Source organism: Streptosporangium nanhuense, from assembly GCF_059358815.1.
In genome coordinates this window covers 746,546-769,962 of record NZ_JCADBG010000001.1, presented here as the reverse complement: position 1 = coordinate 769,962, position 23,417 = coordinate 746,546, and the positions used below count along the sequence as shown (strand labels likewise).

Below are 23,417 nucleotides of genomic sequence, written 5' to 3'. Positions count from 1 at the left end.
TCAGCTCTCAATCCTCTGGTGGGGCGGTACGAACGTGGTGGGGTCGATCTCCTCAAGGAGGGAGACGCCGCTGCTCGCGTGGGCGCCGAAGCGCTCCCACGTCTCGTGGAGCAGGACCCGGCCGTCGGGGAGCAGTTCGGGGGTGCTGCGGCAGTGGCCCGACACGACGGCACCGGTGTCGAGGACCATCGTGTAGGCGAAGTCGAGGGTGCCGTCGGGGGCGCAGAGACCGGTGAGGCTGCCCCGGCGGGCGTGGCCGCCGGAGAACTCGCCCCACAGCAGGTCGCCGTCCTGGCGGTACAGGGCGATCGGGTGCCGCTCCCCGGAGGGGACGCCGCCGGTGGTGAAGCGGCGCCCGTTGTAGTCGATCATGAGTTGGCCGCCCTGAGCTCCAGGGTGCAGCACTTGGCGCTGCCGCCGGACTTCAGCAGCTCGGAGAGCTCGACGCCGATGGGCTCGTAGCCGCGCTCGCGCAGCTCGCCCATCAGGTGGGTGGCCGCGGGCGGCATCAGGACGTGGCGGCCGTCGGAGACGGCGTTCAGCCCGAACACCTCGGCGTCGGCCTCGTTGGCGATGATCGCGTCGGGGTACAGGACGCGCAGCACGCCCTGGCTCTCCCTGGAGAAGGCCCCCGGGTAGTACATGATCTGGTCGCGGCCGAGCACGGCCAGCGCGGTGTCGAGGTGGTAGAAGCGCGGGTCGACCAGCCTCAGCCCCGCCACCGGGATCCCGAAGAACCTCTCCGCCTCGCGGTGCGAGCGGATGTCGGTGCGGAAGCCGGTGCCGGCCAGCAGGTACCTGCCGGCGTGCAGGTAGTCGCCCTCGCCCTCGTTGACGTGGACCGCCTCGCGGGTCTGGTAGCCGCGGGCGCGGAACCACTCCAGGTAGGCGGGGCCCTCGGCGGCCCGCTCCTCGTACCGGAACCTCGCCGACAGCACCTTCCCGTTGATGACCGTCGCGCCGTTGGCGGCGAAGACCATGTCGGGGTAGCCGGGCAGCGGCTCGATGAACTCCACCTGGTGGCCCAGGGCGCGGAAGGCGCGCAGCAGGCCGTCCCACTGGAGCCTGGCCAGCGAGCCGTCGACCGGCTTGCCGGGGTCCATCCAGGGGTTGATGGAGTAGACGACGTCGAAGTGGGTGGGCGGGCACATCAGGTAGCGGCGGGTGCGGGCGACGCGCAGGGTCCGGGCCGGCGCCTCCTCGATCAGCTGTGTCATGACACCTCTCCGTCCTGGACGAGCGTGACCTTGATCTTGGAGGCGTAGTCGAGCATCGTCTCCCTGGCGTCCTCCAGGGAGGTTCCGGTGGTGCCCAGGAAGCCGAGGATGCTGTTGCCCTCCGGCGGGCGCCGGACGAGGTCCCCGGGACTGGCGGTGATCTTGAGGAAGAAGACCTTCTCGGACTCGGAGACCTCGGCCGGCACGTCGATCTCGGTGATCCGGCCCGCGTCGCACATCAGGCACATCGCGGTGACGTGGACGCCGGTCGGCCGGTAGTGGCGCACCCGCGGCGCCGCGCCCCGGGCCACGTCCATCACGGCGCGGATCGGGTTGTGCGCGGCGGTGATCCCGGCGATGAGGTCCAGCCCTCCGCCGCCGGGCCTGATCGCGATCTCCAGCAGGTACGGCTCCCCCCGGTGGAAGCGCACCTCGGCGTGCAGCACGCTGCGCCGCAGTCCCTGGGAGTGCGCTCCGGCCCTGACCACGCGGTGGACCGCGGCCACCTGCTCGGTGGTGAGCGCGGTCGGCCCGTGGTGCACGTCGTCGTCGAAGGTGCCCCCCTCGACGGTGATGCGGTCCACGATGGAGCCGAGGTAGACCTCGCCGTCCCAGGCCACGGCCTCGATGAGGAACTCGTCCCCGTCGAGGAAGGCCTCGACGAGCAGGCCGTGCGGGCCGAGGTCGAGGCCGTGCGCCTCCATCTCGAACCACGACATCCCCTCGATGCCGGCCAGCGCCTGGGGGAACAGCTCCGCCATCTCCTCCGCGTCGTCGATCTTGAACACGAAGTTGCTCGCGGCGCCCAGGGTGGGCTTGAGGATGACCGGGTAGCCGAAGTCGTCGGCGGCGCCGAGCGCCGCGTCCAGCTCGGTGACGAAGCGGAAGTCCGGGTGCGGCGCGTCGTACTTGCGGTGCGCCTCGCGCATCAGCAGCTTGTTGCGGCTGGTCCTGGCCGCCTCGACGCCCACGCCCGGCAGGCCGAGCGCCTCGGCGACGGCCGCGACCGTGGTCACGCCCGACTCGGAGAAGGTGATGATCCCGTCGAAGCGCTCCTGCTCGTGCCACTCCTTGGCCTCGGTGATGAGGTCGTCGATGTTCTGCGAGCCCACGACGCGGTAGCGGTCCTCGGGCCAGAAGTCCGGGGTGCCGATGCCGTTGAGCACGTAGAGCTCGGCGCCGTAGTCCTGGACCTGCTGGTAGCGGGAGCGGTAGTAGGTGGCGTTCTGTCTGGCTTCCATGGCGAGGAGTTTCATCGGGGGCTCCGGTGCAGTCGCGGTAGCGGGAAGGCGTCGATCGTCTCCGCGGAGGTGTCGAGGGTGAGCTCGACACCGGCCGCCTCGGCCTCGGCCGCGACGTCGATGAGGATGGGGGCGGCGCAGGCGAGGAAGGCGCGCACCTCCAGCAGGAGGTCGCCGGGCTCGTCGCGCTCGGCGGTCAGCAGCCTCGCGAGCTGGGTGACGATGCCGTCCGCCGCCCTGGTCAGGCTGAACGAGGTGAGGTCGTAGCAGAGGCGGAACCTCTCGACGACCACCGCGGCCCGGCGGCGCCCGGCGTCGGTGACCTTGAGCTCCTCCCCCGGGTCGGTGACCAGGGCGTCGAGGCGGTCGGCGAGCGCGTTCCACGGCTCGAGCAGCCTGCGGGCGGTGACCTTGTCGAGGCCCTCCCTGGTGAAGTTGGCCCGCTGGTCCTCCGGGCAGGTCAGGGCGAGGTAGAACCGGACCAGGTCGCGCGGCACCTCGGCGACCAGGTCGGCGCCGCGGATGAGGTGGCCCCGGCTGGTGGAGAACTTCTCGTTCTCCAGCTCGTAGAACTCGTTGCAGACGTTGGTGTCGGGGGTGATGTAGCGGTCGCCGTGGGCGAGCAGCATGACCAGGTCGACCATGCCCCAGAAGTAGACGTTGTCGAAGCCGTGGAAGTAGACGAGGCTGTTGCCGCTCTCCACGAGCCAGGCCCGGTCGACGGGGCCCTCGGGCTCGCCGGCCGCCTTCCAGGTGCTGTAGATCGAGGCGGGCATCGCCTCGACCCACGGGTAGAGGATCTGGCCGGGCGTCTCGGCGAACGGGGCGTCGATCCCCCAGCCCGGCGACGGCACCGTGATCGGGATCTCCGGGAGCGGCCGGGCCAGGATCTCGCGGATGAGCTGCCTGCTGTGTCCCCTCCAGGTGTGCTCGCGGGCGGCGTAGTAGGCGGTGAGCTCCTCCCGGTAGTTCTCGATGGGCAGGACCAGGACGGTGACCTCGCGCGAGACCACCGGGTCGGCGGGGTCGAGGACCGAGCGCGGGTCGCCCAGGTCGTCGAAGTGGTTGGGATGTCCGCACCCCTCGCACGACCCGCCGCAGCTCTCGGTCAGGCAGGCCGGGCACTCGCCCTTGACCAGCCCGTCGAACAGGTAGGTCCCGGCGTTCCGCGCGTACGGCATCCGCACGGTCCGCGGCTCGAAGCGGCCCTGCTCGTGGAGGGCGGTGACGAAGTCGAGCACGGTCTTGCGGTAGGTGTCGTCGATGGGCGGCATCGGGGCCAGGGAGATGCCCATCGCCTCGACCGACCGCTGGATGGCGGCGGTGGAGGCCGCGCACAGCTCGGCGGGCGTGGTGCCGTTCTTGCGGGCGGTCGAGATCATGTACGACTGGCTGTCGTCGGTGCAGGTGTTGTAGTTGACCGGGCGGCCCTCGGCCCGCAGGTAGCGGGCGTAGACGTCGCCGGCGATGTAGGGGCCCGCCATGTGACCGACGTGCAGGTCCCCGTTGGGCGTCGGCGTCGCGGCGATGACGATCGTCTCCGTCATCTCTCCTCCTGGTGGCGGGACTCGAACGTGCGGGTCATGTCGTGGTCCCACCAGATGCCGTACATCTCGAAGACGCCGGTGCCGTTGTTGACGACCTGGTGGTCGGTGCCGGGCGGGAAGTAGGCGACGTCCCCGGCGGAGAAGGGGGCGCTCTCGCCCTCGCTCTCCAGGACCGCCTCGCCGGAGACGGCGATGAAGATCTCGTACTCGTGGTGGGCGTGCCTGGTCGAGGCGGTGCCCGGCGCGATGACGCACCAGGCGCCCTCGAAGGGGGCGTTCAGCGTCTCCCAGGGCATCAGCCGCTTGGCGAGCAGGCCGTTGTCCTGGCGCAGGTGGGCGGGGTCATAGGAACGGAGGTCCACGGGGGTTCTCCTCGAAGTGTGCGGCGGGGGTCAGGAGGCGACCGGGAGGGCGAACGGCGTCAGGAGCTCGGCGGCGGCGTTGCTGCCCTGGATGTCGTAGACGATCTCCTCGGCCCGGTTGGCCAGCGTGCTGAGCAGGGAGTCGGCGATGCCGTGCGTGTCCTCGTTGACGCCCTGCAGGTAGCAGGAGGCGTCCGAGCCGACGGGCAGGGAGAGCTTGTAGAAGCGGTCGACGCCGATCTCGCCGAGGCCGGCCCTGGCGGCGAGGTCGCGGATCAGCGTGGGCATCCGGCGGTCGAAGCCGGTGCCGAGCAGCAGGACGTCGCAGGGCAGCTCGTCGCAGGCGCCGCTCTTCCTGTCCTGGAGGGTGAGGACGATCTCGTCGTTCTCGACCCTGGCCGCGGCGATCTCGGCCATCGTGATCATCCGGATCCTCTCCTGTCCGGTGAGGCGCTCCAGGTAGATCTGCCGGTAGAGGTTCTCCAGCAGGCCCGGGGACAGGCCCGCGTAGTTGGTGCGGTGCATCTCGCCGAGGAGCTGGCGCCGCGCGTCGGGGCGCGAGCGGTGGAACTCGTCGACGAAGGAGGCGTAGAAGAGCTCGTTGGTGAACTTGCTGCTCTCGTAGCCGTTGAGGCCGATGGAGCGCATGACCATCGTGCACTGGGCGTTGGGCATGTTCTGGTGGGTGGCCCACAGCATCTCGGCCGCGCTCTGCGCGCCGCCGATGACCGCGACCCGGTGCGGGGCGTCGTGGTCGAGCCCGGCGATGCCCCGGCTGTACTCGGTGCTGTGGATGATCCGATCGCGGGGAAGCGTGTCGAACACCTCGGGGACGTGCGCGTCGCGGCCGGCGCCGACCACCAGGGTGCGGCAGCCGATGGTCGAGCCGTCGGCGAGCCGGACGATCCAGCTCTCGACGCCGCCGTCTCCGGACAGGATCGGCTCGACCCCCACGCAGCGCCGGTTGTACTCGATGCGCACCTGGGCGAGCGACTCGGCCACCCAGAGCAGGTAATTCGAGATCTCCATTCTGTACGGGGTGAAACTGCCCAGATTGACGAATTCACTGAGCCTTCCGACGGAGTGCAGGTGATTCACGAAGGAGAATCTGCTCTGCGGGTTCCTCAGCGTGACGAGGTCCTTGAGAAAGGAGACCTGGCTCTGGGTCCAGGGCAGCAGCATTCCCCGCTGCCAGACCACGTTCTCGTGCTGTTCTATGATCAGCGTTCTGGTGGCCAGCTCCGGAGCGAGCTCTTCGAGGGCCACGGCGAGGGCGAGGTTGGACGGCCCTGCGCCGAGGGCGAGTAACTCGACTTCCTGATGCTTCACGGTGGTCGCCTCCCGGACGACTTCTCGGGCGCGGTGCCCGTGACGAATGGTTTTCTTGGGTTTCTCCTGGTCTGCTCACTGCCAGCCGGCTCCGCCGGCCGGGGTGAGGGCCGCGGTGACCGCGAGGCCGGCCCTGGCTCCGGTCACGACGGCGGCGACGGGAACGGCGGTGAGCGAGGGGGCGCCGAGGACGGGGGCGATTGAACGGAGCGTGGTACCCATTGTTCTTCTTTCCTTTCGGCCGGCGATTCTCGGCGCCCTTTTCCTGTTTCACGGGTGCCGTCCGGGCCAACTTTTCCCGGACATTTCCCGTTTCGTTCTGACACTTTGATTCTTGGTCGTTCGAGGTGGATTCCGGAAGGCCTGGAGGCTGTCAGCGCGCTGCAATGGCAGGACGCTGACAGGCCTCCTCGTCGAACGCCTCGAGGCGTCCGAGCGCGAGGTCGAGGTCGGTGCCGCAGGCCACCAGGGACCAGCCCGCGAGCTCGGGCACGGCGCCGAGGGCGCGCAGGCACAACCGCGCCGCCGCGCTCTCGGCCTCGTCGAGGGTGCGTCTGCGGACGAAGAGCCCGAGGTGGATTCCCGCGGGACGGTCCTCGCCGTAGATGTGCTCTATCCCGTCGGCGGGCTCCGCCAGTGCCAGGAGCAGCCGTCGAAGTTCACGCGCGGGTATCCGTCCGGCGGGCGGGGCCGGACGGCCTTCGATCTCGGGGGCGCGCAGGCGCGCGTTGATGAGATACATGAATCGACCGTGGTTCGCGCGCGGCGATTCCACCAGGTGTTTCCCCTGGCAGGTCCATGGCGTGGCAGGATCATGCCATCGCGCCGGCACTCCCTGGACGGCGCCTCGCGAACCCCGGGAGATCTTCGAGGGGACGCCCCGCGAACGGCGTCTCGCGAGCCTTCCGGAAATCCCCGGGCAACGCCTTCCGAACGGCGTCTCGCGAACCTCCCGGAAATGCCCAGGGAACGCCTCCCGAATGGCGTCCCGCGAACCTGCGGGGAATCCTCCGATGAACGCCTTCCGAACGGCGCCTCACGGGACACCGGGAAATTCCCGAAAGCCGGAGCGGCTCGGAAGAAAACGGGGCCTTCGCGTAACCCGGTCATCACTGCGCCCGGCTACTTTTCAGAATGCGATCGTCGTGGGCCCCGCCCATCGGATCGCGTCTCGGTCAAGCTCGAACCGTGGAGGGGTCGTGCTCATGCTGCTTGGCATCGGGTCCGCCGAGGAAACCGTCTACCGCACCATCCTGGAGAACCCCTCCTACGGGGTCACCGAGCTGAGCCTGGAGCTGGGATGGCCGGTCCACCGGATCCGCGCGACCCTGGACGAGCTGGCCAAGCTGTCGCTCCTGCGCCCCTCGTGGGAGGAGCCGGACGTGCTGCGCCTGGTCCGCCCGGAGGTGGGGCTGGCCGCGCTGCTGGCCCGGGAGGAGGCCGCGCTGCTGGCCAAGCAGCAGGAGATCGAGCGGAGCCGGACGGCCGTCGCCCAGATGATCGCGGCCTACGGCGACCAGCACCCGGTGCGCTCGGGCGACGACTCCGAGACGCTCGTCGGCATCGACACGATCCGCGGCAAGATCGAGGAGCTGGTCGCCGAGTGCCGGCAGGAACTCCTCGGGTTCGAGCCCAAGAGCGCTCAGACCTCGGAGAACCTCGCGGCGAGCCGCCCGCTGGACGAGTCCCTGATCGAACGCGGCGTGGCGGTCCGCGTCATCTACCCCGACAGCGTCCGCAACGACCAGGCGACCACCGGGTACGCCACCTGGCTCACCGGGAACGGCGGCCAGGTCCGCACCACGCCCGGTCTCCCGCTTCGCATGCTCATCTTCGACCGGCGGGTGGCCCTGCTCCCGACGGACCCCGCGGACAGCGGCGCCGGAGCGGTCCTGCTGCGCGGGGTGGGCGTCGTCGCCGCCCTGATCGCCCTGTTCGAGCAGACCTGGGGGGCCGCCACCCCCTTCGGCGGGGAGCGCAGACGCGACGAGAAGGGCCTCAGCTCCCAGGAGCGCGAGGTGCTCCGCCTGCTCTCGACGGGGCTGACCGACGAGGCGGTGGCCCGCAGGCTCGACGTCTCGGTACGCACCCTGCGCCGCGTCACCGCCGAGCTGATGGAACGACTCGAGGCCCGCAGCCGGTTCCAGGCCGGATACCTCGCGGCCGCCAGGGGATGGCTGCCCTCCGCCCTCTGACCGCACCACGAGCCCCGGGCCCCTCCCCCGCCCGGTGGCGAACCGGCCCCGGTGTGAACGTCCCCGATGTGAACGAGGTTCATCTCGCCGCGGGGAGCGCGGAGCCGTCCATCGGGCCGTCGGGACTGTAGACCACGCACATGACGTCGCGGTCGCCTCCGGCCCAGGTCTCCCGGGTCGGCAGGATCGGATAGAACCTCAGCCCCGAGGCCGCCTCGCCGCTCCAGTGGCTGTCGAATCCCCGGCCGCAGCTCCGCCACGCGAAAGCGCTCAGCGCCGCCGGATCCCACCCGCCCTCGGGAGCGTGCACGAAGCCGTACGACTGGTTGGCCGCCCGCTCCTGGCAGGGCGTGTACAGCACGACGACCTCGGCCGCCTCCTGCGAGTAGGCCGGATCGGTGAAGCACTCCCCCGCCTCGATGTGCAGGATCCCGCTCGTCCGCGCGGTGACGAAGGTCTCGTCCTTGATCCTCGGCCCGGTCGTCCCCGCCGCTCCCGTCGTGGTCGGCGGCGGGAGCAGCGTCCCGAGGGCCACGAGGCCGAGGATCAGGGCCCAGCGACGGGCGGGCCGCCGCGTACCGGCCTGGCGGGTGAGGGTCAACGGGACGTCCTGTTCCTCGGGGAGCGGCTCTTCACCCGGGGAGCGATTCCGCTGTTCGACGGCTGGTCGGCCACACCATAGGCGTGCTCCGCGGAACGTACGGGCAACGGGGGGTGGCGGGAGCGCGGACTTCCGGCGACATCGGCGGTGCGGCCGGGCTCACAGGTTCCCGAGAGCACATGTTCATCCGGGCGCAACGCTCAATACAGGCATCTGATGATCCCTTCTGGATCAATACGGACGTCCGCCGCACTCCCTCGGCGGACAGTGATTCCTCCCCCGGAAAAGAGCTCATGATGGGCGAAGTCAATATGCCCCGGCCCGCCGGATCGCGGCGAACGAAGCTGACGGCGGCGGGCGCGGGCGTGCTGCTCCTCGGCGGCCTGGCGTTCGGCCCGGTGGCGTTCGGCGCGGCCGCGCCGCCGAAGTACCCCGCCGCCGACATCCACAAGCCCTCCCCCATGCCCGACCGTGTCATCCTGACCCCGACCACCACCCCGTCGACCAGCCAGAAGGTCACCTGGCGGGCCGTGGCGGACGCCGAGTCGGCGCAGGCGGAGATCCTCGAGGCCCCTCGCGCCCTCGGCGCGGTCGCGCCGGCCGCGGGCGCGGTAGCCAACGTCAAGGCCTCCACCACCACCCCGGTCAACACCACCCTGGGGTACGCCTCCATCTACCACACGGTGGAGTTCACCGGCCTGAAGCCGAACACCCGGTACACCTACCGGGTCGGCGACGGCACCAATTGGGCCGAGTGGAGCGACTTCACCACGGCGGCGGCCGAACTCCAGCCGTTCTCGTTCATCTACTACGGCGACGCGCAGAACTACATCGACTCGGCGGTGCCGCGCGTCTTCCGCCAGGCGTTCGCCGACCGCCCGCAGGCGAAGATGATCGTCAACGCCGGCGACCTCATCGACTCCGCGAACAGCGAGGAGCAGTGGGGCCAGTGGTACAAGGCCGCCGGCTTCATCGACAGCCAGGTCAACAACATCTCGATCCCCGGCAACCACGAGTACAGCGGCGGGCTGTCCTCCTTCTGGCGTCCGCAGTTCCCCTATCCGGACAACGGGCCGGGCAACCCGGAGCTGAAGCAGACCGTCTACACCGTCGACTACCAGGGCGTGCGCTTCATCGGCCTGGACTCCAATGTGCAGAGCAACGCGACCCTGATGGCCGCGCAGGCCACCTGGCTGGAGGGCCTGCTCAAGGACAACCCGAACAAGTGGACGGTGGTGACCTTCCACCACCCCGTCTACTCCACCACCGGCACCCGCAACAACCCCGTCGTACGCGCCCAGTGGGGCCCGCTGCTCGAGAAGTACGGCGTGGACCTGGTCCTGCAGGGCCACGACCACTCCTACGGCCGGGGCAACGTGGCGACCGCCCGCAAGTCGGTCACGGTCAACAACGGCGTCGCCTACGTCGTGTCGGTCTCCGGCGGCAAGATGTACGCCCTCAACAACGGCGAGAACTGGACCGGCAACGGCGCCGAGGTCGTCAGCAAGAGCGAGAACACCCAGCTCTACCAGCTGATCGACGTCGAGGCCGACCGCATCACGTTCGAGGCCCGCTACGCCAACGGCGAGCACCACGACGGCTTCGTCATCCGCAAGAACAAGGCGGGCGAGCGCACGGTCAACGAGGTCCGCACCCCGCAGAACACCGTCGGCGAGCAGGTCACCGTCGACAGGACCACCGTCGGGACGCGCGGCGAGCTCAAGATCTCCGCGTACGGCTACGACCCGGGCGAGCGCGTGTCCGTCTACCTGCGGAAGGCGAGCGACCGCGACAGGGGACACGGGCACGACAGGGACGACGCGATCGGCGTCCGGACCGCCGACGAGCTGGGCCGCCTGACCTACACCTTCAGGCTGCCGGGCAGGGCGAAGAAGGGCGACACCTATGTGGTGTACCTGGACAGCGCCCACCAGAAGATCACCAGCCCGGTCATCACGGTCACCAGGTAGTGACCTTCCCGGGCGCGGGGCGGCCGTGACGGCGGCCCCGCGCCCGGGGTACCGGCGCGCCACGCCCGGACCGTACCGGCGTGGCGCGCCTGGGTCATGAGCGTCGTCCCGGCGTCACGGGACGCCGCGCCGGAGTCGTGAGCGTCACAACCGACGTCGCGCCGGAGTCATGAGTGTCATCCCGACGTCGCGCCGGCGTCACGAACGTCATCCCGGCGCCGCGCCGGAGTCGTGCGAACAGGAGATCCGTTGAGAATCCACACCCGCGTGCTGGCGGGCGTGCTGCTCGTCTGCGCCCTGGGCGGCTGGGCCGCACCGGCCGCCGCCGCCCACCCCTTCGGGCCGCCGTCCACCGCGCGGATCGGGGCCGACGGCTCCCGCGTGACCATCTCGTGGTTCGCGGCCGAGGACGACTGGGTCGCCCTCGGCCAGTCGCTCGGGGCGTTCGAGGACCCGGCCACCGGCACCGTGTCGACGGAGCTGACCGGCGAGCAGAAACTGGAGCGGTCACCGGCCCTGCGCGCCTACCTGCTGGACCGGATCGCGGTCGCCCAGGGCGGCCGGCGTTGTGAGAGCCGGCTGGAGGAGCTCCGGGCGCTGGTCAGCGACGGCGCCCGGTTCGTCTTCGACTGCCGGAGCCCGGTCACGCAGGTGGACGTCACCGTCGCCACCCTGACCGACCTCAACAAGGCGTACCGGACGATGCTCGTCGCCGACACCCCCGCGACCCCCGGGCAGACGCTTCTCACCGGGGCCGAGAGCACCCGGCGCCTGACCTTCTCCGGTACGGGCGGGGGCGGCCTGCCCCCGGGGGCGGCCGTCGTCGTCTGGGCCGCCGTGCTGGTGGCCGGGGCGGGGGTGTTCGCCATGGTGTGGAGGCGGCGCGGGACGGGCGGGCGGTCGTGACGGAGTTCGGCGGCTTCGAGAGCCGGTTCGTCTCGCTCTTCGACGACCGGGGCGTCTTCTGGGCGATCCTCGCCGTCGCGCTCGTCGCCGGAGCCCTGCACGCGGTCGCCCCCGGCCACGGCAAGAGCGTCACGGCGGCCTACCTGGTCGGCACCCGGGGCGGCTACCGCGACGCGCTGCGCCTGGGGGTCATCGTGGCGCTGATGCACACCTTCTCGGTGCTGGTGCTGGCGTTCGCCTGGGTGGGGCTGAGCGGCGCCGCGAGTTTCGGCACGAAGAGCGTCACCGCCTGGATGCAGGTCGTGGCCGGGCTGGTCACGATCGGCGTCGGAGCCCACCTCACCTACCGCCACCTGCGGGAACGCAACCGGAACCGGCTGCTGACCCCTCACGGCCACGGCCACGGTCATGGGCACGGGCATGGGCATGGGCACGGGCATGGGCACGGCCACGGCCACGGCCACGAGGCCGAGCCCGGGACGGATCCCTGGTCGCGCCGGGGCCTCCTCGCGCTCGCCCTCTCCGGCGGGCTGCTGCCCTCGCCGTCGGCCTTCGTCGTCCTGATGAGCGGGCTGCTCACCGGCCGGGCCCTCGACGCCGTCGTGGTCGTCGCCGTCTTCGGCGTGGGGATGGCCCTCACTTTGACCGGCGTGGGCGTCGCGACGATCCGGGGGTACGCGCTGCTGACCCGCAGGACCCTCGGCCGGTCCCGGGCCTCCGCGGCGCTGGCCTGGGCTCCCGCCGCCGCCGGGGTCGTGGTCTCCACCGCCGGCGGCCTTTATCTCGTCGCGGCGCTCAGCGCCGTGACCGGCTGACCGGGTAGGCGGCCGCACCCGCCGCGGGCGGCCGCCGGTACGTGGTGATCGACGCGTTCGTCCGAACGTCGATCGCCGGCCTGCCGGCGACGCCGGGAGGCAGGCCCCGGCCGCGCGTCCGTCACCGCCGGGGTCCGCGTTCTCTCACCTCCCCTTCCTGCACCCCTTCGGGGAGGAAGGCGGCGGCCCGGTCCATCCCGACTCGGGGCCGTAGGCGCTGTAGTTCACGACCTCGCCCTTGGTCACCCCCGGAGCCGTGCGGGACGCGTAGGTGACGGAGGAGAGCGTCTTTCCCGTCCTCGGGTCGAGGATCTGCCTGTAGTAGGCCGGCAGCTCGCCGTAGTTTCCTCTCTCGCCGAAGTCCAGGGACAGGCCCTTCCTGTCCAGCGGATCCGTCACCGTGCCCGCGACCTTGACGGTCGGCAGGCCGGCCAGGAGGCGGATGACCGCGGCACGCTGGGCGGGGCTGAGTGCCATGCCCAGGAGACTCGCGGCGGTGTCAGGCATGAACTGCTCGAAAGGCCGCTGCGTGAAGGTAGGGCCCTTGAGTGTCTCGTGGTAGGCGCGAAGCCACTCCACGAGCCCGGCCTGATCGGTCGGGATCGTCGCCAGATCCGCCAGGGTGAGAACGCCGATCTTCTTCACGTCATCGGTTCCCCCCGAATCCACCTTCAGGAAGTACTGGCAGCCCTTCGGCTCGTCGACGATCGGGATCCGGCTGCACTTCCCGTTTTTCTGGCAGAAGACCTTGACCTGGGCGGGAGCTCCCGCCGCCCGCCAGGCGCGCCTGTCCTTGGCCGTGGCCGGACGGGCGCCGGGATTCCACAGCTTCGTGAGCACCGGATCGGCGGGGTCGCGCGGCTGCCAGATCTCGACGCGTTCGATCAGCATGACCCTGTAGCCGTCGCTGGGCACCTGGCCGCCGTGGATCGCCGCCTCGCGCCAGTAGGCGCCGCCCTCCGCGGGGAGCTTCTCGACCCTGTCGGCCAGGTCGAGCAGTTCCCGGTTGGCCTTCGGCGGATCGAGCACGGCGGGGGGCGACGCCAGGTTCGTCACCAGGGCGAAGACCAGGGCCACGATCGCCGCCGTGGCCAGCGGCGCCCACAGCGCCCACGGCCGGGGCCGCGACGGGGCCGGCCCCCCGCGCGAGGACTCTCCTGACGCCTCGGCGGCGGCCATGAGCAGCAGGTCGTCGGCGGAGACGCGTGACCCGCGGTCCAGCGAAGCCGGGCGGGCCGTGGCGAGCAGGTCCATCTCGTCGGGCTTGCGGCTCATCGCGGCTTCCTTCCTGGAACGGTCACGTACTTCGGGGGGGCGGTGGTGCCGGTGGCCTCGATCGCCGACCGCAGCCGGCGGCGCGCCCGATGCAGGCGGACGAAGAAGACGGCCTTGGTGCAGCCGAGCACCTTGGCCGCCTCCACGGTGGACAGGCCGTGCCAGGCGGTCAGGGTCAGGAGCTCCTTGTCGGCCTCGGACAGGCCGGCCAGGGCGCGGAGGACGGCGACGCGCTCGGTGGCGTGTTCGCCCGCGTCGGCGGCGGCCTCCTCCACCCACCTCCTCAGTTCGGCCTCCAGGGATTCGCGCCGGGCGGCCCGCCGGAAGTTGTCGCGCAGGATGTTGCGGGCGACGCGGAGGAGCCATGGCAACTGCGCGTGGTCGGGGATGCCGTCCAGGCGCCGCCAGGCCACCAGGAAGGTCTCGCTGACCACTTCCTCCGCGAGTTGATGTCCGGCGCGGCTCGCCGCGTAGCCGTACACCCGCGCCTGGTAGGTGTTGTAGAGCACGGTGAAGCGCTCTTGGGGGGTTGGCAAGCCGGTTCCTTCGGTCGGGGGGTGAACGTTCATAGAGCAAGTGGTCCGAAGGAGGGTTTACTTACATGCCGATTCCACATTTTTCTGCTAGTTCGACCTCCGGTCCCCAGCGGAACCCGGCCCCGGGCGCGGTACCTCGTAGGCGCGCAGGCGGGGCCACCAGCCGGGCACCGCCGCGCGGTACCGCTCGTAGTCGGCGCCGAACGCGCGGCGCAGGGTCGGCTCCTCGTACCAGCGGACGAACGCGACGATCGGCACGGCCGCGACGGCCGCGTACAGTAGCAGGACGGGGCGGCCCAGGAGCAGCGCCTGCCCGATGATGATCGCGAAGACCGCCACGTACATCGGGTTGCGGACGTGGGCGTACAGCCCGCCGACGACCAGGTGCTCGGTGGGCGCGATCGGGGCGGGGGTGCCGAGGCCCTCCACGACGAACCGGACGAACGCCCTGACCAGCACCGCGGTCCCGGCGAGGACGAGCGCCGCGCCCGCGAGACGCAGGGGCACCGCGACCCAGGACGGCGCCGAGGCCAGGAGGTCACCCGTCTCCCAGCGGGTGATCCACCAGGGCAGGAGCCCGGCGACGGTGCCCGGTGCCAGCGCGAAGAAGATCGTGGTTCCGACGGCGGCGGGTGTCCTGCGCATCGCGTCACGCTCCGTGTCGTGGTCGCCGGGGGGCGACGGTCACCCGCGGCGATTAATTCATTGTGTGTTGAGTTTAGGTTCGGGCCGGAGGGGCGTCAACGGCCAGGAGGGCGCGTGGCAACCTGGGTGAAAGGTGCCCGAAAGGGAAGATTCATACGGGGTACGGCCGCACGCGCGAAAGGTGTTAACCCCGTGCACGTAGGCTGTCCCGGGCCCACGGGGGCGTCGTACACATGGGGGAAGACAGTGATTCCGTCACCAGCAGGCACCGGCGTGCCGTCGCGAGCACTCCTGCCCGGAGGAACCGCGCCGCAGGCCAGGACGTTGCTGGACATCCTCGACCAGACCACGCGACGTCACCCTCACGCCCTCGCCCTGGACGACGGGCGGACCCGTCTCGACTACACCGGACTGCGCGCCGAGGCCGGCCGGATGGCCCTGGAGCTGCGGGCGGCCGGAGTCGGGCGCGGCGACCGGGTCGGGGTGCGGATCCCCTCCGGGACCGTCGGCCTGTACGTCGCGATCGTCGCCGTTCTCACCGCCGGGGCGGCCTACGTCCCGGTGGACGCCGACGACCCCGACGAGCGCGCTGACCTGGTCTTCGGTGAGGCCCGCGTCCGCGTCGTCATCGGCGACGGAGGGAAGATCACCCCCTACGGCGACCCCTACGAGCACCTGGACGCCCCCTCCCCCGGCGACGGCGCGGCGCACGGGACCGGCCACGGCGAGCACGCCGGCGGGCAGATCGGCGAGCAGGGCGCCGAATGTGATATTCACCACTCCGGGCCTCTCGCCTCGGAGTCCCGGCACACCGGCGGGTCGGAACTCGACTACGCGGCCGAGCTGCACGGCATCGGCCCGTACATCGGGCGGTATGCCACGCCCCTCCCGGCACCCCGTGACAGGGACGCGGTCACCGGTCGCGACAGCGGCCCGGTTCCGGACAGGGGCCGGGGCAGCGGCCGGCCGGGGCCCGAGGACGACGCGTGGATCATCTTCACCTCCGGGTCCACCGGCAGGCCCAAGGGCGTGGCGGTCACCCACCGCAACGCGGCGGCGTTCGTGGACGCCGAGGCGCGGCTCTTCCTCACCGGGGAGCCCATCGGGCCCGGTGACCGGGTGCTGGCGGGGCTGTCGGTGGCGTTCGACGCCTCCTGCGAGGAGATGTGGCTGGCCTGGCGCCACGGCGGCTGCCTGGTGGCGGCGCCGCGCGCGCTGGTGCGCACCGGCATGGACCTGGGACCGTGGCTGCTGGACATGGGCATCACGGTCGTGTCGACCGTGCCGACCCTGGCGGCGCTCTGGCCGGTCGAGACGCTCGACGACGTACGGCTGCTGATCTTCGGCGGCGAGGCGTGCCCGCCGGAGCTGGCCGAGCGGCTGGCCGTGCCGGGGCGCGAGGTGTGGAACACCTACGGCCCGACCGAGGCGACGGTGGTGGCGTGCGCGGCCCCGCTGACCGGGGAGGGCCCGGTGCGGATCGGGCTGCCCCTGGCGGGCTGGGACCTGGCCGTCGTCGGCAAGGACGGCGAGCCGGTGGCCATGGGCGAGACCGGCGAGCTGGTCATCGGCGGGGCCGGGCTGGCCAGGTACCTCGACCCGGCCAAGGACGCCGAGAAGTACGCGCCGCTCGAATCGCTCGGCTGGGAGCGCGCCTACCGCAGCGGCGACCTGGTGCGGGCGGAACCCGAGGGTCTGATCTTCATCGGGCGGGCCGACGAGCAGATCAAGCTCGGCGGGCGCAGGATCGAGCTGGGCGAGGTGGACGCGGCGCTGCAGGCGCTGCCCGGGGTCGCCGGGGCGGCCTCGGCGGTCCGCACGACCGGCGGCGGGCACCAGCTGCTCGTCGGCTACGTCGTGCCCGCCGAGGGGTTCGACCAGGAGGACGCCAGAGACCGCCTGCGCCACTCCCTGCCCGCCGCGCTGGTCCCCAGGATCGCCCTGGTGGACGAGCTTCCCACGCGCACCTCCGGGAAGATCGACAGGGACGCCCTGCCCTGGCCGCTGCCCAAGCGCCCCGGGACCGCCGGGGTGCCGGACGGGGTGCCGGACGTCGACCCGTGGGTCGCCGAGAGCTGGCTGGACATCCTGGGCGGCGTCGACGGCGACTTCTTCGCCGAGGGCGGCACCAGCCTCGCGGCGGCCCGGCTGGTCTCGACGCTGCGGACCCGCTACCCGGCGGTCACCGTCGGCGACGTCTACGACAACCCGACGCTGCCGCAGCTCGGCAGGCACCTGTCGGCGCTCGACGCGCCGGAGATCGTGACCACCGACCGGGTCGTCACGCCGATGCCACGCCTCGCCGCGATCGCGCAGGCGGCGCTCACCGTGCCGCTGCTCAGCGTCGGCGCGCTGCGCTGGGTGGTGGCGCTGGCCGCGCTGAACAACCTGGTGGGCCTGCCCTGGGCCCCGGTCGTCTCGTGGTGGTGGGTGCTCGCGGGCGCGCTGCTGTTCGTCAGCCCCGCGGGCCGGATCGCGCTCGCCGCGGGCGGCGCCCGGCTGCTGCTGCGCGACCTCAAACCCGGCACGTACCCCAGGGGCGGCGGCACGCACCTGCGGCTGTGGTTCGCCGAGCGGCTCTCCGAGCGGCTCGGGGTGGGCGAGGTGTCCACCGCCCCCTGGCTCACCCACTACGCGCGGGCGCTCGGAGCCCAGGTCGGCGACGACGCGGACCTGCACTCGATGCCGCCGATCACCGGGATGCTCAAGCTGGGCAGGTACGCGGCCGTCGAGCCCGAGGTCGACCTGACCGGCTACTGGATCGACGGCGACCAGGTGCACGTCGGCGAGATCAAGATCGGCGCCTCCGCCACGGTCGGCGCCCGCACCACCCTGTTCCCCGGCACGAAGATCGGCAAGAACGCCCAGGTCGCGCCCGGTTCGGCGGTGGCGGGCTCGGTGCCGTCCGGGGAGCGCTGGGCGGGCGTGCCCGCGAGCCGGATGGGCAAGGCCCGGCCCCCGGCCGCCGCCCGCCCGCCGCGCTCGTGGCAATGGGCGACGGTCTACGGGCTGTCCGCGCTGGTCCTGAGCGTCCTGCCGGTGGTCGCCGCGCTGCCCGGCCTCGCCGTCCTGCTGCGCGACGGCGCCCCCTCCCTGGCCTCCGTCCTGTACGGGGTGCCCCTGGCCACCGTCGCCTCGATGGCCACCCTGGCCCTGCTCACCGTGGCCTCGGTGCGGCTGCTGTCGGCCGGCCTGCACGCCGGGCAGCACCCGGTGCACAGCCGCCAGGCCTGGCAGGCGTGGGCCACGGGCCTGCTGATGTCGATGGCCAGGGTCTGGCTGTTCCCGCTGTACGCGAGCATGGTCACCCCCGCCTGGCTGCGCGCCCTGGGCATGAAGGTCGGCCGGGACGTGGAGCTGTCGACGGTGCTGGCGCTGCCGTCGATGACCTCGGTCGGCGACGGCGCCTTCCTCGCCGACGACACGATGGTCGCGCCGTACGAGCTGGAGGGCGGGCGGCTGCGGGTCGACCACGTCCGGATCGGCAAGCGGGCGTTCCTCGGCAACTCGGGAATGACCGCGCCGGGGCGCAAGGTGCCCAAGGACGGGCTGGTCGCGGTGCTGTCGGCGGCTCCGAAGAAGGCCAAGGCGGGCTCGTCGTACCTGGGGATGCCCCCGGTGGAGCTGCGCAGGGCCGCCGAGGAGGGCGACCGCAGCCGCACCTACGACCCGCCGCCGAGGCTGAGGTTCGCCCGCGCCGCGGTGGAGGTGTGCCGCGTGGTGCCGGTGATGTGCACGGTCGCGGTGGCCGTGCTCGTCGCGGCGGCCCTGGAGTGGCTGGCCGGGGCGTACGGTTTCGCGGCGGCGGCGGCCCTGTCGGGCGTGGCGGTGCTGGGCGGCGGGGTGCTCGCCGCGGCGGCGGCGACCGTGGCCAAGTGGGTCCTGGTGGGCCGGATCGCGGTGGGCGACCGGCCGCTGTGGAGCTCGTTCGTGTGGCGCAACGAGCTGGCCGACACCTTCGTGGAGGTGCTGGCCGCGCCCTGGTTCGCCCAGCGCTGGCTGGGGACGGCCCCGCTGAACCTGTGGCTGCGCTCGCTGGGGGCCCGGGTGGGCCGGGGGGTGTGGTGCGAGACCTACTGGCTGCCGGAGGTCGACCTGGTCAGCCTGGGTGACGGGGTGACGGTGAACCGGGGATGTGTGTTGCAGACCCACCTGTTCCACGACCGTGTGATGAGCATCGATACTGTCGTCATGCGGGAGGGTTCCACCCTCGGCCCCCACGGGGTGGTCCTGCCCGCGGCGACGATCGGGGAGAACACCACGGTCGGACCGGCTTCCCTGGTGATGCGCGGCGAGTCCGTGCCTGCCGGGACCCGCTGGTTCGGCAACCCGATCGCGGCGTGGGGCCGGCGGAGATAGCGCACGAGGGACACTCGGTCGCGACGCGGGCCCGGCGGAGACGACGCACGAAGAACAGAGGAAGCCGGTGTGACCCTGAGCACGACCTCCATCCCTCAGCTGTACTTCCCCATGCACGGCGACGACGGCTACCGGGTGGAGCACTACGACCTGACCCTCGACTACCGGGTGGCCCCCAACCGCCTGGGCGGGGTGGCGCGGATCTCCGCGGTGGCGCTGCGGCGCCTCACCCGGGTCGCCTTCGACCTGGGCGCCCTGCGGGTGAGCGGGGTGCTGGTCGACGGCGCCCCGGTGCGCTTCACCCATCGCGGGGGCAAGCTCCACCTGTCGCCGCCCGGCCTGCGGCCCGGCTCGTTCGTCGTCGAGATCCGCTACTCGGGCAACCCCCAGCCGGTGACCAGCCACTGGGGCGGGCTCGGCTGGGAGCAGCTCACCGACGGTGTGATCGTGGCCAGCCAGCCGATCGGGGCGCCCTCGTGGTTCCCGTGCAACGACCGGCCCGACGACAAGGCCACCTACCGGATCTCGGTCACCACCGCCTCCGCGTACCAGGTGGTCGCCAACGGGGAGCTGACCTCCAAGCGGCGGGCGGCCTCGACGACCACGTGGGTGTACGAGCAGGCCGAGCCGATGGCCTCCTACCTGGCGAGCGTGCAGATCGGCCGCTACCAGCAGGCCGAGCCGAGCCCGGGGATGCGCCTGGTCTTCCCCGCCAGGCTCGCCACCCGGGTGCGCCACGACTTCGAGCGCCAGAGCCGGATGATGGAGGTCTTCCGCGAGCGGTTCGGCCCCTACCCGTTCGGCTCCTACACGGCGGTGGTCGTGGACGACGAGCTGGAGATCCCGGTCGAGGCGCAGGGCATGTCGATCTTCGGGGCGAACCACGTGGACGGCAGGCGGGGCGAGGAGCGGCTGGTCGCCCACGAGCTGGCCCACCAGTGGTTCGGCAACAGCCTGACGGTGGCCGACTGGAGCGACATCTGGCTGCACGAGGGGTTCGCCTCGTACGCGGAGTGGATCTGGTCGGAGAGTTCCGGCGGCCTGTCGTCCGACGACCACGCGCAGCGCTGGCACCGCCGCCTGTCCGCGCTCCCCCAGGACTTCGTGCTGGCCGACCCCGGCCCGCGGCGGCTGTTCGACGACCGGGTCTACCGGCGCGGCGCGCTCACCCTGCACTCGCTGCGCCGCACCATCGGCGACGAGCCCTTCTTCGCCCTGCTCAGGGAGTGGACGGCCGGGCACCGCCACGGGACCGTCACCACCGGCGCGTTCACCGCGCTGGCCGCGCGCCGCACCACGCGTCCGCTGGACAAGCTGTTCGCCGGCTGGCTGCACGACCGCCGCCTGCCCGCCCTCCCCTAGCCCTCGCACAGTCTCTTGGAGGTACGGAATGCGCGTCGCGTTGCACACCCGGGTCAGGCCGGGCAGGGAGTCCGAGTACGACCAGGCGCACCGGGAGGTGCCCGCCGAGCTGACCGAGGCCATCAGGCGGGGCGGCGCGCGCGAGTGGACGATCTGGCGCAGCGGCCAGGACCTGTTCCACGTGATCGACTGTGACGACTACGAGGCGCTGCTGTCGTCCCTGGAGGACCTGCCGGTGAACATCGCCTGGCAGGCCCGGATGGCCGAGCTGCTGGAGGTCGTGCACGACTACTCCGCGGACGGCGCGGGCAAGGGCCTCCCGGCGGTGTGGCGGCTGCCCTGAGGTCTTCGCCGGTCCCGGCGGCCAATGTTTCGGAAGATCTCGGCCGGGCGGCGCCCCGGCGCCTTCCCGGATTCCCGCGCGGGCACCCCAAAATGATGCTTTGGCGACGATGACCGGCCGGTTAACCCCGAGGCTCCGGCGGCACGGAACTTGAACAGACATTTCCCCCCGCCTCTTCTTCGTGCCCGGCATTGGATGACAGCCTGAGGTGCTAGGACAGAGGGCGCCGGAGTGATCACCGGCAATCGACACTTTCGACAGGCGTGACCAACGGCCGGACGAAGGCCGTTCCGCACCCCCGGCGGAGAGCACCGATCCCTGAGACGGGATCGGGAGGCGACCAACCGTACGGAGGCGACATGATCGGAAAGCACGATCGCACGACCAACCGGCTCGCCCGCACGCTGGGCTGGACCGGCCTGGGGCTGGGCGTGGCGTACACCGCGATACGGGTGAACCGGCACCTCTCGGGGCGAGGGCACAAGGGTCCGATGAGCCTGCACGCGGCCGTCACGATCAACCTTCCCCGCCAGCAGGTGTACCGCTACTGGCACGACTTCGAGAACCTTCCCCGCTTCATGACCCACCTGGAGTCGGTGAAGACGACGGGCAACGGGAACTCCCACTGGAAGGCGAAGGGGCCCCTGAAGCCCGTCGAGTGGGACGCGGAGATCGTCGAGGACAGGCCCAACGAGCTGATCGCCTGGCGTTCCCTGCCCGGCGCCCTGGTCGGCAACAGCGGTTCCGTGCGCTTCCGCGACGCCCCCGGCGGGCGCGGCACGGAGGTGCGGGTGAACCTGGCGTACGACCCGCCGGGCGGCAGGGCCGGCATGGCCTTCGCCAGGCTGCTGGGCGAGCACCCCGAGCAGCAGGTGCGCGACGACCTGCGCCGGTTCAAGCAGGTCCTGGAGACCGGCGAGGTGGTCCGCTCAGAAGGCAGCCCGGAGGGCACCCGCGCGCTGCGGCAGGCCATGCAGCGTCCCGCCCAGCCCGTGCCGCTGTAGAAGCCGTGACGTTGAGGAGGATTCCATGAAGGCCACCTGCTGGATGGGCCGCAACACCGTCGAGGTCCGGGAGGTTCCCGACCCCTCGATCCTGAACGCCCGCGATGCCGTCGTCCGCGTCACCTCGACCGCCATCTGCGGCTCCGACCTGCATCTCTACGACGGCTACGTCCCGACCATGAAGAAGGGCGACATCCTCGGCCACGAGTTCATGGGCGAGGTGGTGGAGGTGGGCCCGAAGGTGTCCACGCTGAAGGTCGGCGACCGGGTGGTCGTGCCCTTCCCGATCGCCTGCGGCAACTGCGTCTCCTGCGAGCACGGCCTGTACTCGGTGTGCGAGAACTCCAACCCCAACGCGGGCCTGGCCGAGAAGCTCATGGGCCACACGCCCTCGGGCATCTTCGGCTACTCCCACATGCTCGGCGGCTATCCGGGGGGCCAGGCCGAGTACGCGCGCGTGCCCTTCGCCGACGTGGGGCCGATCAAGATCGAGGACGACCTGCCGGACGAGAAGGTGCTGTTCCTGTCCGACATCCTGCCCACCGGCTGGATGGGCGCGGAGATGTGCGACATCAAGCCCGGCGACATCGTCGCCGTGTGGGGAGCCGGACCGGTCGGCCAGTTCGCGGTCGCCAGCGCCTACCTGATGGGCGCCGAACGGGTCATCTGCATCGACCGCTTCCCCTACCGGCTGCGGATCGCCGAGCGCGCGGGGGCGGAGGCGCTCAACTACGAGGAGGTCGACGTCCTCGACGCGCTGCGGGACATGACCGCCGGTCGCGGCCCGGACGCGTGCATCGACGCCGTGGGGATGGAGGCCCACCACCCCACCCCCGCCATGTACGCCTACGACCGGATCAAGCAGGCGGCCCGGCTGGAGACCGAACGGCCGTACGCCCTGCGCGAGGCGATCATGGCCTGCCGCAACGGCGGGATCGTGTCCGTGATCGGCGTCTACGGCGGCGTGCTCGACAAGTTCCCGATGGGCGCCCTGATGAACCGGTCACTGACCCTCAGGAGCGGTCAGTGTCACGTCCAGCGGTACCTGAAGCCCCTGCTGGCGAAGATCCGTGACGGAGAGATCGACCCCAGCTTCGTCATCACCCACCGCATGCGGCTCAGGGACGCCCCGCGCGGCTACGAGATGTTCAAGAACAAGCGGGACGACTGCAACAAGATCGTCCTGACACCTTGATCTCCACCGCGCTTCAGGGGGCGGGCGGGCGCGGGGCACGCGGATCGGCGTGATCGCTATCGTGGGCGGGTGCCCCCCGCCCTCGGAGACCACCCGCCCCGCTTCCTCCGCACCCGCCTGCTCGCCCTGCTCGCCGCGCTCGCGACCGTCGCCGCCGGGCTGACCGTCCGCGCGGTCACCGGCGGCTGGTTCGGCAAGTACGCGGGCGACGCCCTCTACACCGTGCTCGTGTACGCGCTGGTGGTGCTGGTGTGGCCACGGGTCACCCCGGCGCGGGCCGCGCTCTGCGCGCTGGCGTTCAGCTGGGCGGTCGAGCTGGCCCAGCTGACGCCCGTTCCCGCCGCGCTCTCCGAGACGAGCGTCGTGGCCAGGCTGGTGCTCGGCAGCACGTTCGGCACGGCCGACCTGGTGGCGTACGCGGCCGGGGCCCTCCTCGCCGCGTCGGCCCACACCCTGCTCGGGCACCGTTCCCGGCGGCGGGAACGGGCGGCCTCGGCGCCCTGAGCACCGCCGGG

The 23,417-nt window shown here is 71.6% G+C and carries 22 protein-coding genes; 10 read left to right on the top strand and 12 right to left on the bottom strand.

Going from position 1 to position 23,417, the window contains the following annotated elements:
* The 8 genes from AC5L38_RS03220 to AC5L38_RS03185 all read right to left on the bottom strand — a co-directional run bounded on the left by AC5L38_RS03220 (position 1) and on the right by AC5L38_RS03185 (position 6,438).
* Positions 1-372, bottom strand: coding sequence for an avidin-fold protein (locus AC5L38_RS03220; RefSeq protein ID WP_495241219.1), 372 nt, complete (start codon positions 370-372; stop codon positions 1-3).
* A complete protein-coding gene (gene ddaH, locus AC5L38_RS03215) occupies positions 369-1,217 on the bottom strand; it encodes a dimethylargininase (protein WP_495241218.1) in 849 nt (282 codons plus the stop codon). Before ddaH ends, AC5L38_RS03220 begins: the two co-directional genes overlap by 4 nt.
* A complete protein-coding gene (locus AC5L38_RS03210) occupies positions 1,214-2,458 on the bottom strand; it encodes an ATP-grasp domain-containing protein (protein WP_495241217.1) in 1,245 nt (414 codons plus the stop codon). The genes ddaH and AC5L38_RS03210 overlap by 4 nt, the downstream gene beginning before the upstream one ends.
* A gap of 11 nt (positions 2,459-2,469) precedes the next feature.
* Entirely contained in the window at positions 2,470-4,005 is a 1,536-nt protein-coding gene (locus tag AC5L38_RS03205) for a class I tRNA ligase family protein (protein ID WP_495241216.1), read from the bottom strand.
* Positions 4,002-4,367 (bottom strand): cupin domain-containing protein, encoded by a 366-nt coding sequence (locus tag AC5L38_RS03200; protein WP_495241215.1) that lies wholly within the window; start codon positions 4,365-4,367, stop codon positions 4,002-4,004. The genes AC5L38_RS03205 and AC5L38_RS03200 overlap by 4 nt, the downstream gene beginning before the upstream one ends.
* Positions 4,368-4,397: 30 nt before the next feature.
* Positions 4,398-5,696: a SidA/IucD/PvdA family monooxygenase gene (locus AC5L38_RS03195; RefSeq protein WP_495241214.1), complete on the bottom strand. Its 1,299-nt coding sequence runs from the start codon at positions 5,694-5,696 to the stop codon at positions 4,398-4,400.
* Positions 5,697-5,771: 75 nt separating this feature from the next.
* A complete protein-coding gene (locus AC5L38_RS03190; RefSeq protein WP_495241213.1) occupies positions 5,772-5,918 on the bottom strand; it encodes a hypothetical protein in 147 nt (48 codons plus the stop codon).
* Between the two features lie 151 nt (positions 5,919-6,069).
* Entirely contained in the window at positions 6,070-6,438 is a 369-nt protein-coding gene (locus tag AC5L38_RS03185) for a hypothetical protein (protein ID WP_495241212.1), read from the bottom strand.
* Positions 6,439-6,901: 463 nt separating this feature from the next.
* Between AC5L38_RS03185 and AC5L38_RS03180 the strand changes: the two genes are divergently transcribed.
* A complete protein-coding gene (locus AC5L38_RS03180; RefSeq protein ID WP_495241542.1) occupies positions 6,902-7,891 on the top strand; it encodes a helix-turn-helix transcriptional regulator in 990 nt (329 codons plus the stop codon).
* A gap of 79 nt (positions 7,892-7,970) precedes the next feature.
* Here the strand turns inward: AC5L38_RS03180 and AC5L38_RS03175 are convergent, their stop codons facing one another.
* Positions 7,971-8,492: a hypothetical protein gene (locus AC5L38_RS03175; RefSeq protein ID WP_495241211.1), complete on the bottom strand. Its 522-nt coding sequence runs from the start codon at positions 8,490-8,492 to the stop codon at positions 7,971-7,973.
* A 296-nt stretch (positions 8,493-8,788) separates the two neighbouring features.
* On the opposite strand from AC5L38_RS03175, the gene AC5L38_RS03170 reads away from it, so the two are divergent.
* The 3 genes from AC5L38_RS03170 to AC5L38_RS03160 all read left to right on the top strand — a co-directional run bounded on the left by AC5L38_RS03170 (position 8,789) and on the right by AC5L38_RS03160 (position 12,183).
* Positions 8,789-10,462 carry a purple acid phosphatase family protein gene (locus AC5L38_RS03170; protein WP_495241210.1) on the top strand — a complete coding sequence of 558 codons (1,674 nt, stop codon included), beginning with the start codon at positions 8,789-8,791 and terminating at the stop codon, positions 10,460-10,462.
* A 249-nt stretch (positions 10,463-10,711) separates the two neighbouring features.
* Positions 10,712-11,368 (top strand): hypothetical protein, encoded by a 657-nt coding sequence (locus tag AC5L38_RS03165; protein ID WP_495241209.1) that lies wholly within the window; start codon positions 10,712-10,714, stop codon positions 11,366-11,368.
* Positions 11,365-12,183, top strand: a complete 819-nt coding sequence (locus AC5L38_RS03160) for a HoxN/HupN/NixA family nickel/cobalt transporter (RefSeq protein ID WP_495241208.1) — start codon at positions 11,365-11,367, stop codon at positions 12,181-12,183. The genes AC5L38_RS03165 and AC5L38_RS03160 overlap by 4 nt, the downstream gene beginning before the upstream one ends.
* Before the next feature lie 144 nt (positions 12,184-12,327).
* On the opposite strand, the gene AC5L38_RS03155 is transcribed toward AC5L38_RS03160, so the two are convergent.
* The 3 genes from AC5L38_RS03155 to AC5L38_RS03145 form a co-directional block, all read right to left on the bottom strand.
* Positions 12,328-13,458 carry a CU044_5270 family protein gene (locus AC5L38_RS03155; protein WP_495241207.1) on the bottom strand — a complete coding sequence of 377 codons (1,131 nt, stop codon included), beginning with the start codon at positions 13,456-13,458 and terminating at the stop codon, positions 12,328-12,330.
* Positions 13,455-13,994, bottom strand: coding sequence for an RNA polymerase sigma factor (locus tag AC5L38_RS03150; RefSeq protein ID WP_495241206.1), 540 nt, complete (start codon positions 13,992-13,994; stop codon positions 13,455-13,457). Before AC5L38_RS03150 ends, AC5L38_RS03155 begins: the two co-directional genes overlap by 4 nt.
* Positions 13,995-14,081: 87 nt before the next feature.
* A complete protein-coding gene (locus tag AC5L38_RS03145; protein ID WP_495241205.1) occupies positions 14,082-14,639 on the bottom strand; it encodes a methyltransferase family protein in 558 nt (185 codons plus the stop codon).
* 273 nt (positions 14,640-14,912) lie between these two features.
* On the opposite strand from AC5L38_RS03145, the gene AC5L38_RS03140 reads away from it, so the two are divergent.
* The 6 genes from AC5L38_RS03140 (at position 14,913) to AC5L38_RS03115 (ending at position 23,406) form a co-directional block, all read left to right on the top strand.
* On the top strand, positions 14,913-18,998 hold the full coding sequence (locus AC5L38_RS03140; protein ID WP_495241204.1) for a Pls/PosA family non-ribosomal peptide synthetase: 4,086 nt from the start codon (positions 14,913-14,915) through the stop codon (positions 18,996-18,998).
* Between the two features lie 69 nt (positions 18,999-19,067).
* A complete protein-coding gene (locus tag AC5L38_RS03135) occupies positions 19,068-20,360 on the top strand; it encodes a M1 family metallopeptidase (protein WP_495241203.1) in 1,293 nt (430 codons plus the stop codon).
* 28 nt (positions 20,361-20,388) lie between these two features.
* Entirely contained in the window at positions 20,389-20,703 is a 315-nt protein-coding gene (locus AC5L38_RS03130; protein ID WP_495241202.1) for an L-rhamnose mutarotase, read from the top strand.
* A 359-nt stretch (positions 20,704-21,062) separates the two neighbouring features.
* On the top strand, positions 21,063-21,707 hold the full coding sequence (locus AC5L38_RS03125; protein ID WP_495241201.1) for an SRPBCC family protein: 645 nt from the start codon (positions 21,063-21,065) through the stop codon (positions 21,705-21,707).
* A 25-nt stretch (positions 21,708-21,732) separates the two neighbouring features.
* Positions 21,733-22,902 (top strand): zinc-dependent alcohol dehydrogenase, encoded by a 1,170-nt coding sequence (locus AC5L38_RS03120; protein ID WP_495241200.1) that lies wholly within the window; start codon positions 21,733-21,735, stop codon positions 22,900-22,902.
* 69 nt (positions 22,903-22,971) lie between these two features.
* A complete protein-coding gene (locus tag AC5L38_RS03115; protein WP_495241199.1) occupies positions 22,972-23,406 on the top strand; it encodes a ribosomal maturation YjgA family protein in 435 nt (144 codons plus the stop codon).
* Positions 23,407-23,417: the final 11 nt, after the last annotated feature.

What these genes read in the sequence shown, in the direction of transcription:
- AC5L38_RS03190 (WP_495241213.1), bottom strand. Translation starts at nt 5,918, where the DNA reads ATGGGTACCACGCTCCGTTCAATCGCCCCCGTCCTCGGCGCCCCCTCG.
- AC5L38_RS03185 (WP_495241212.1), bottom strand. Translation starts at nt 6,438, where the DNA reads ATGTATCTCATCAACGCGCGCCTGCGCGCCCCCGAGATCGAAGGCCGT.
- AC5L38_RS03130 (WP_495241202.1), top strand. Translation starts at nt 20,389, where the DNA reads ATGCGCGTCGCGTTGCACACCCGGGTCAGGCCGGGCAGGGAGTCCGAG.
- AC5L38_RS03120 (WP_495241200.1), top strand. Translation starts at nt 21,733, where the DNA reads ATGAAGGCCACCTGCTGGATGGGCCGCAACACCGTCGAGGTCCGGGAG.
- AC5L38_RS03125 (WP_495241201.1), top strand. Translation starts at nt 21,063, where the DNA reads ATGATCGGAAAGCACGATCGCACGACCAACCGGCTCGCCCGCACGCTG.
- AC5L38_RS03180 (WP_495241542.1), top strand. Translation starts at nt 6,902, where the DNA reads ATGCTGCTTGGCATCGGGTCCGCCGAGGAAACCGTCTACCGCACCATC.
- AC5L38_RS03145 (WP_495241205.1), bottom strand. Translation starts at nt 14,639, where the DNA reads ATGCGCAGGACACCCGCCGCCGTCGGAACCACGATCTTCTTCGCGCTG.
- ddaH (WP_495241218.1), bottom strand. Translation starts at nt 1,217, where the DNA reads ATGACACAGCTGATCGAGGAGGCGCCGGCCCGGACCCTGCGCGTCGCC.
- AC5L38_RS03205 (WP_495241216.1), bottom strand. Translation starts at nt 4,005, where the DNA reads ATGACGGAGACGATCGTCATCGCCGCGACGCCGACGCCCAACGGGGAC.
- AC5L38_RS03210 (WP_495241217.1), bottom strand. Translation starts at nt 2,458, where the DNA reads ATGGAAGCCAGACAGAACGCCACCTACTACCGCTCCCGCTACCAGCAG.
- AC5L38_RS03170 (WP_495241210.1), top strand. Translation starts at nt 8,789, where the DNA reads ATGGGCGAAGTCAATATGCCCCGGCCCGCCGGATCGCGGCGAACGAAG.
- AC5L38_RS03155 (WP_495241207.1), bottom strand. Translation starts at nt 13,458, where the DNA reads ATGAGCCGCAAGCCCGACGAGATGGACCTGCTCGCCACGGCCCGCCCG.
- AC5L38_RS03220 (WP_495241219.1), bottom strand. Translation starts at nt 372, where the DNA reads ATGATCGACTACAACGGGCGCCGCTTCACCACCGGCGGCGTCCCCTCC.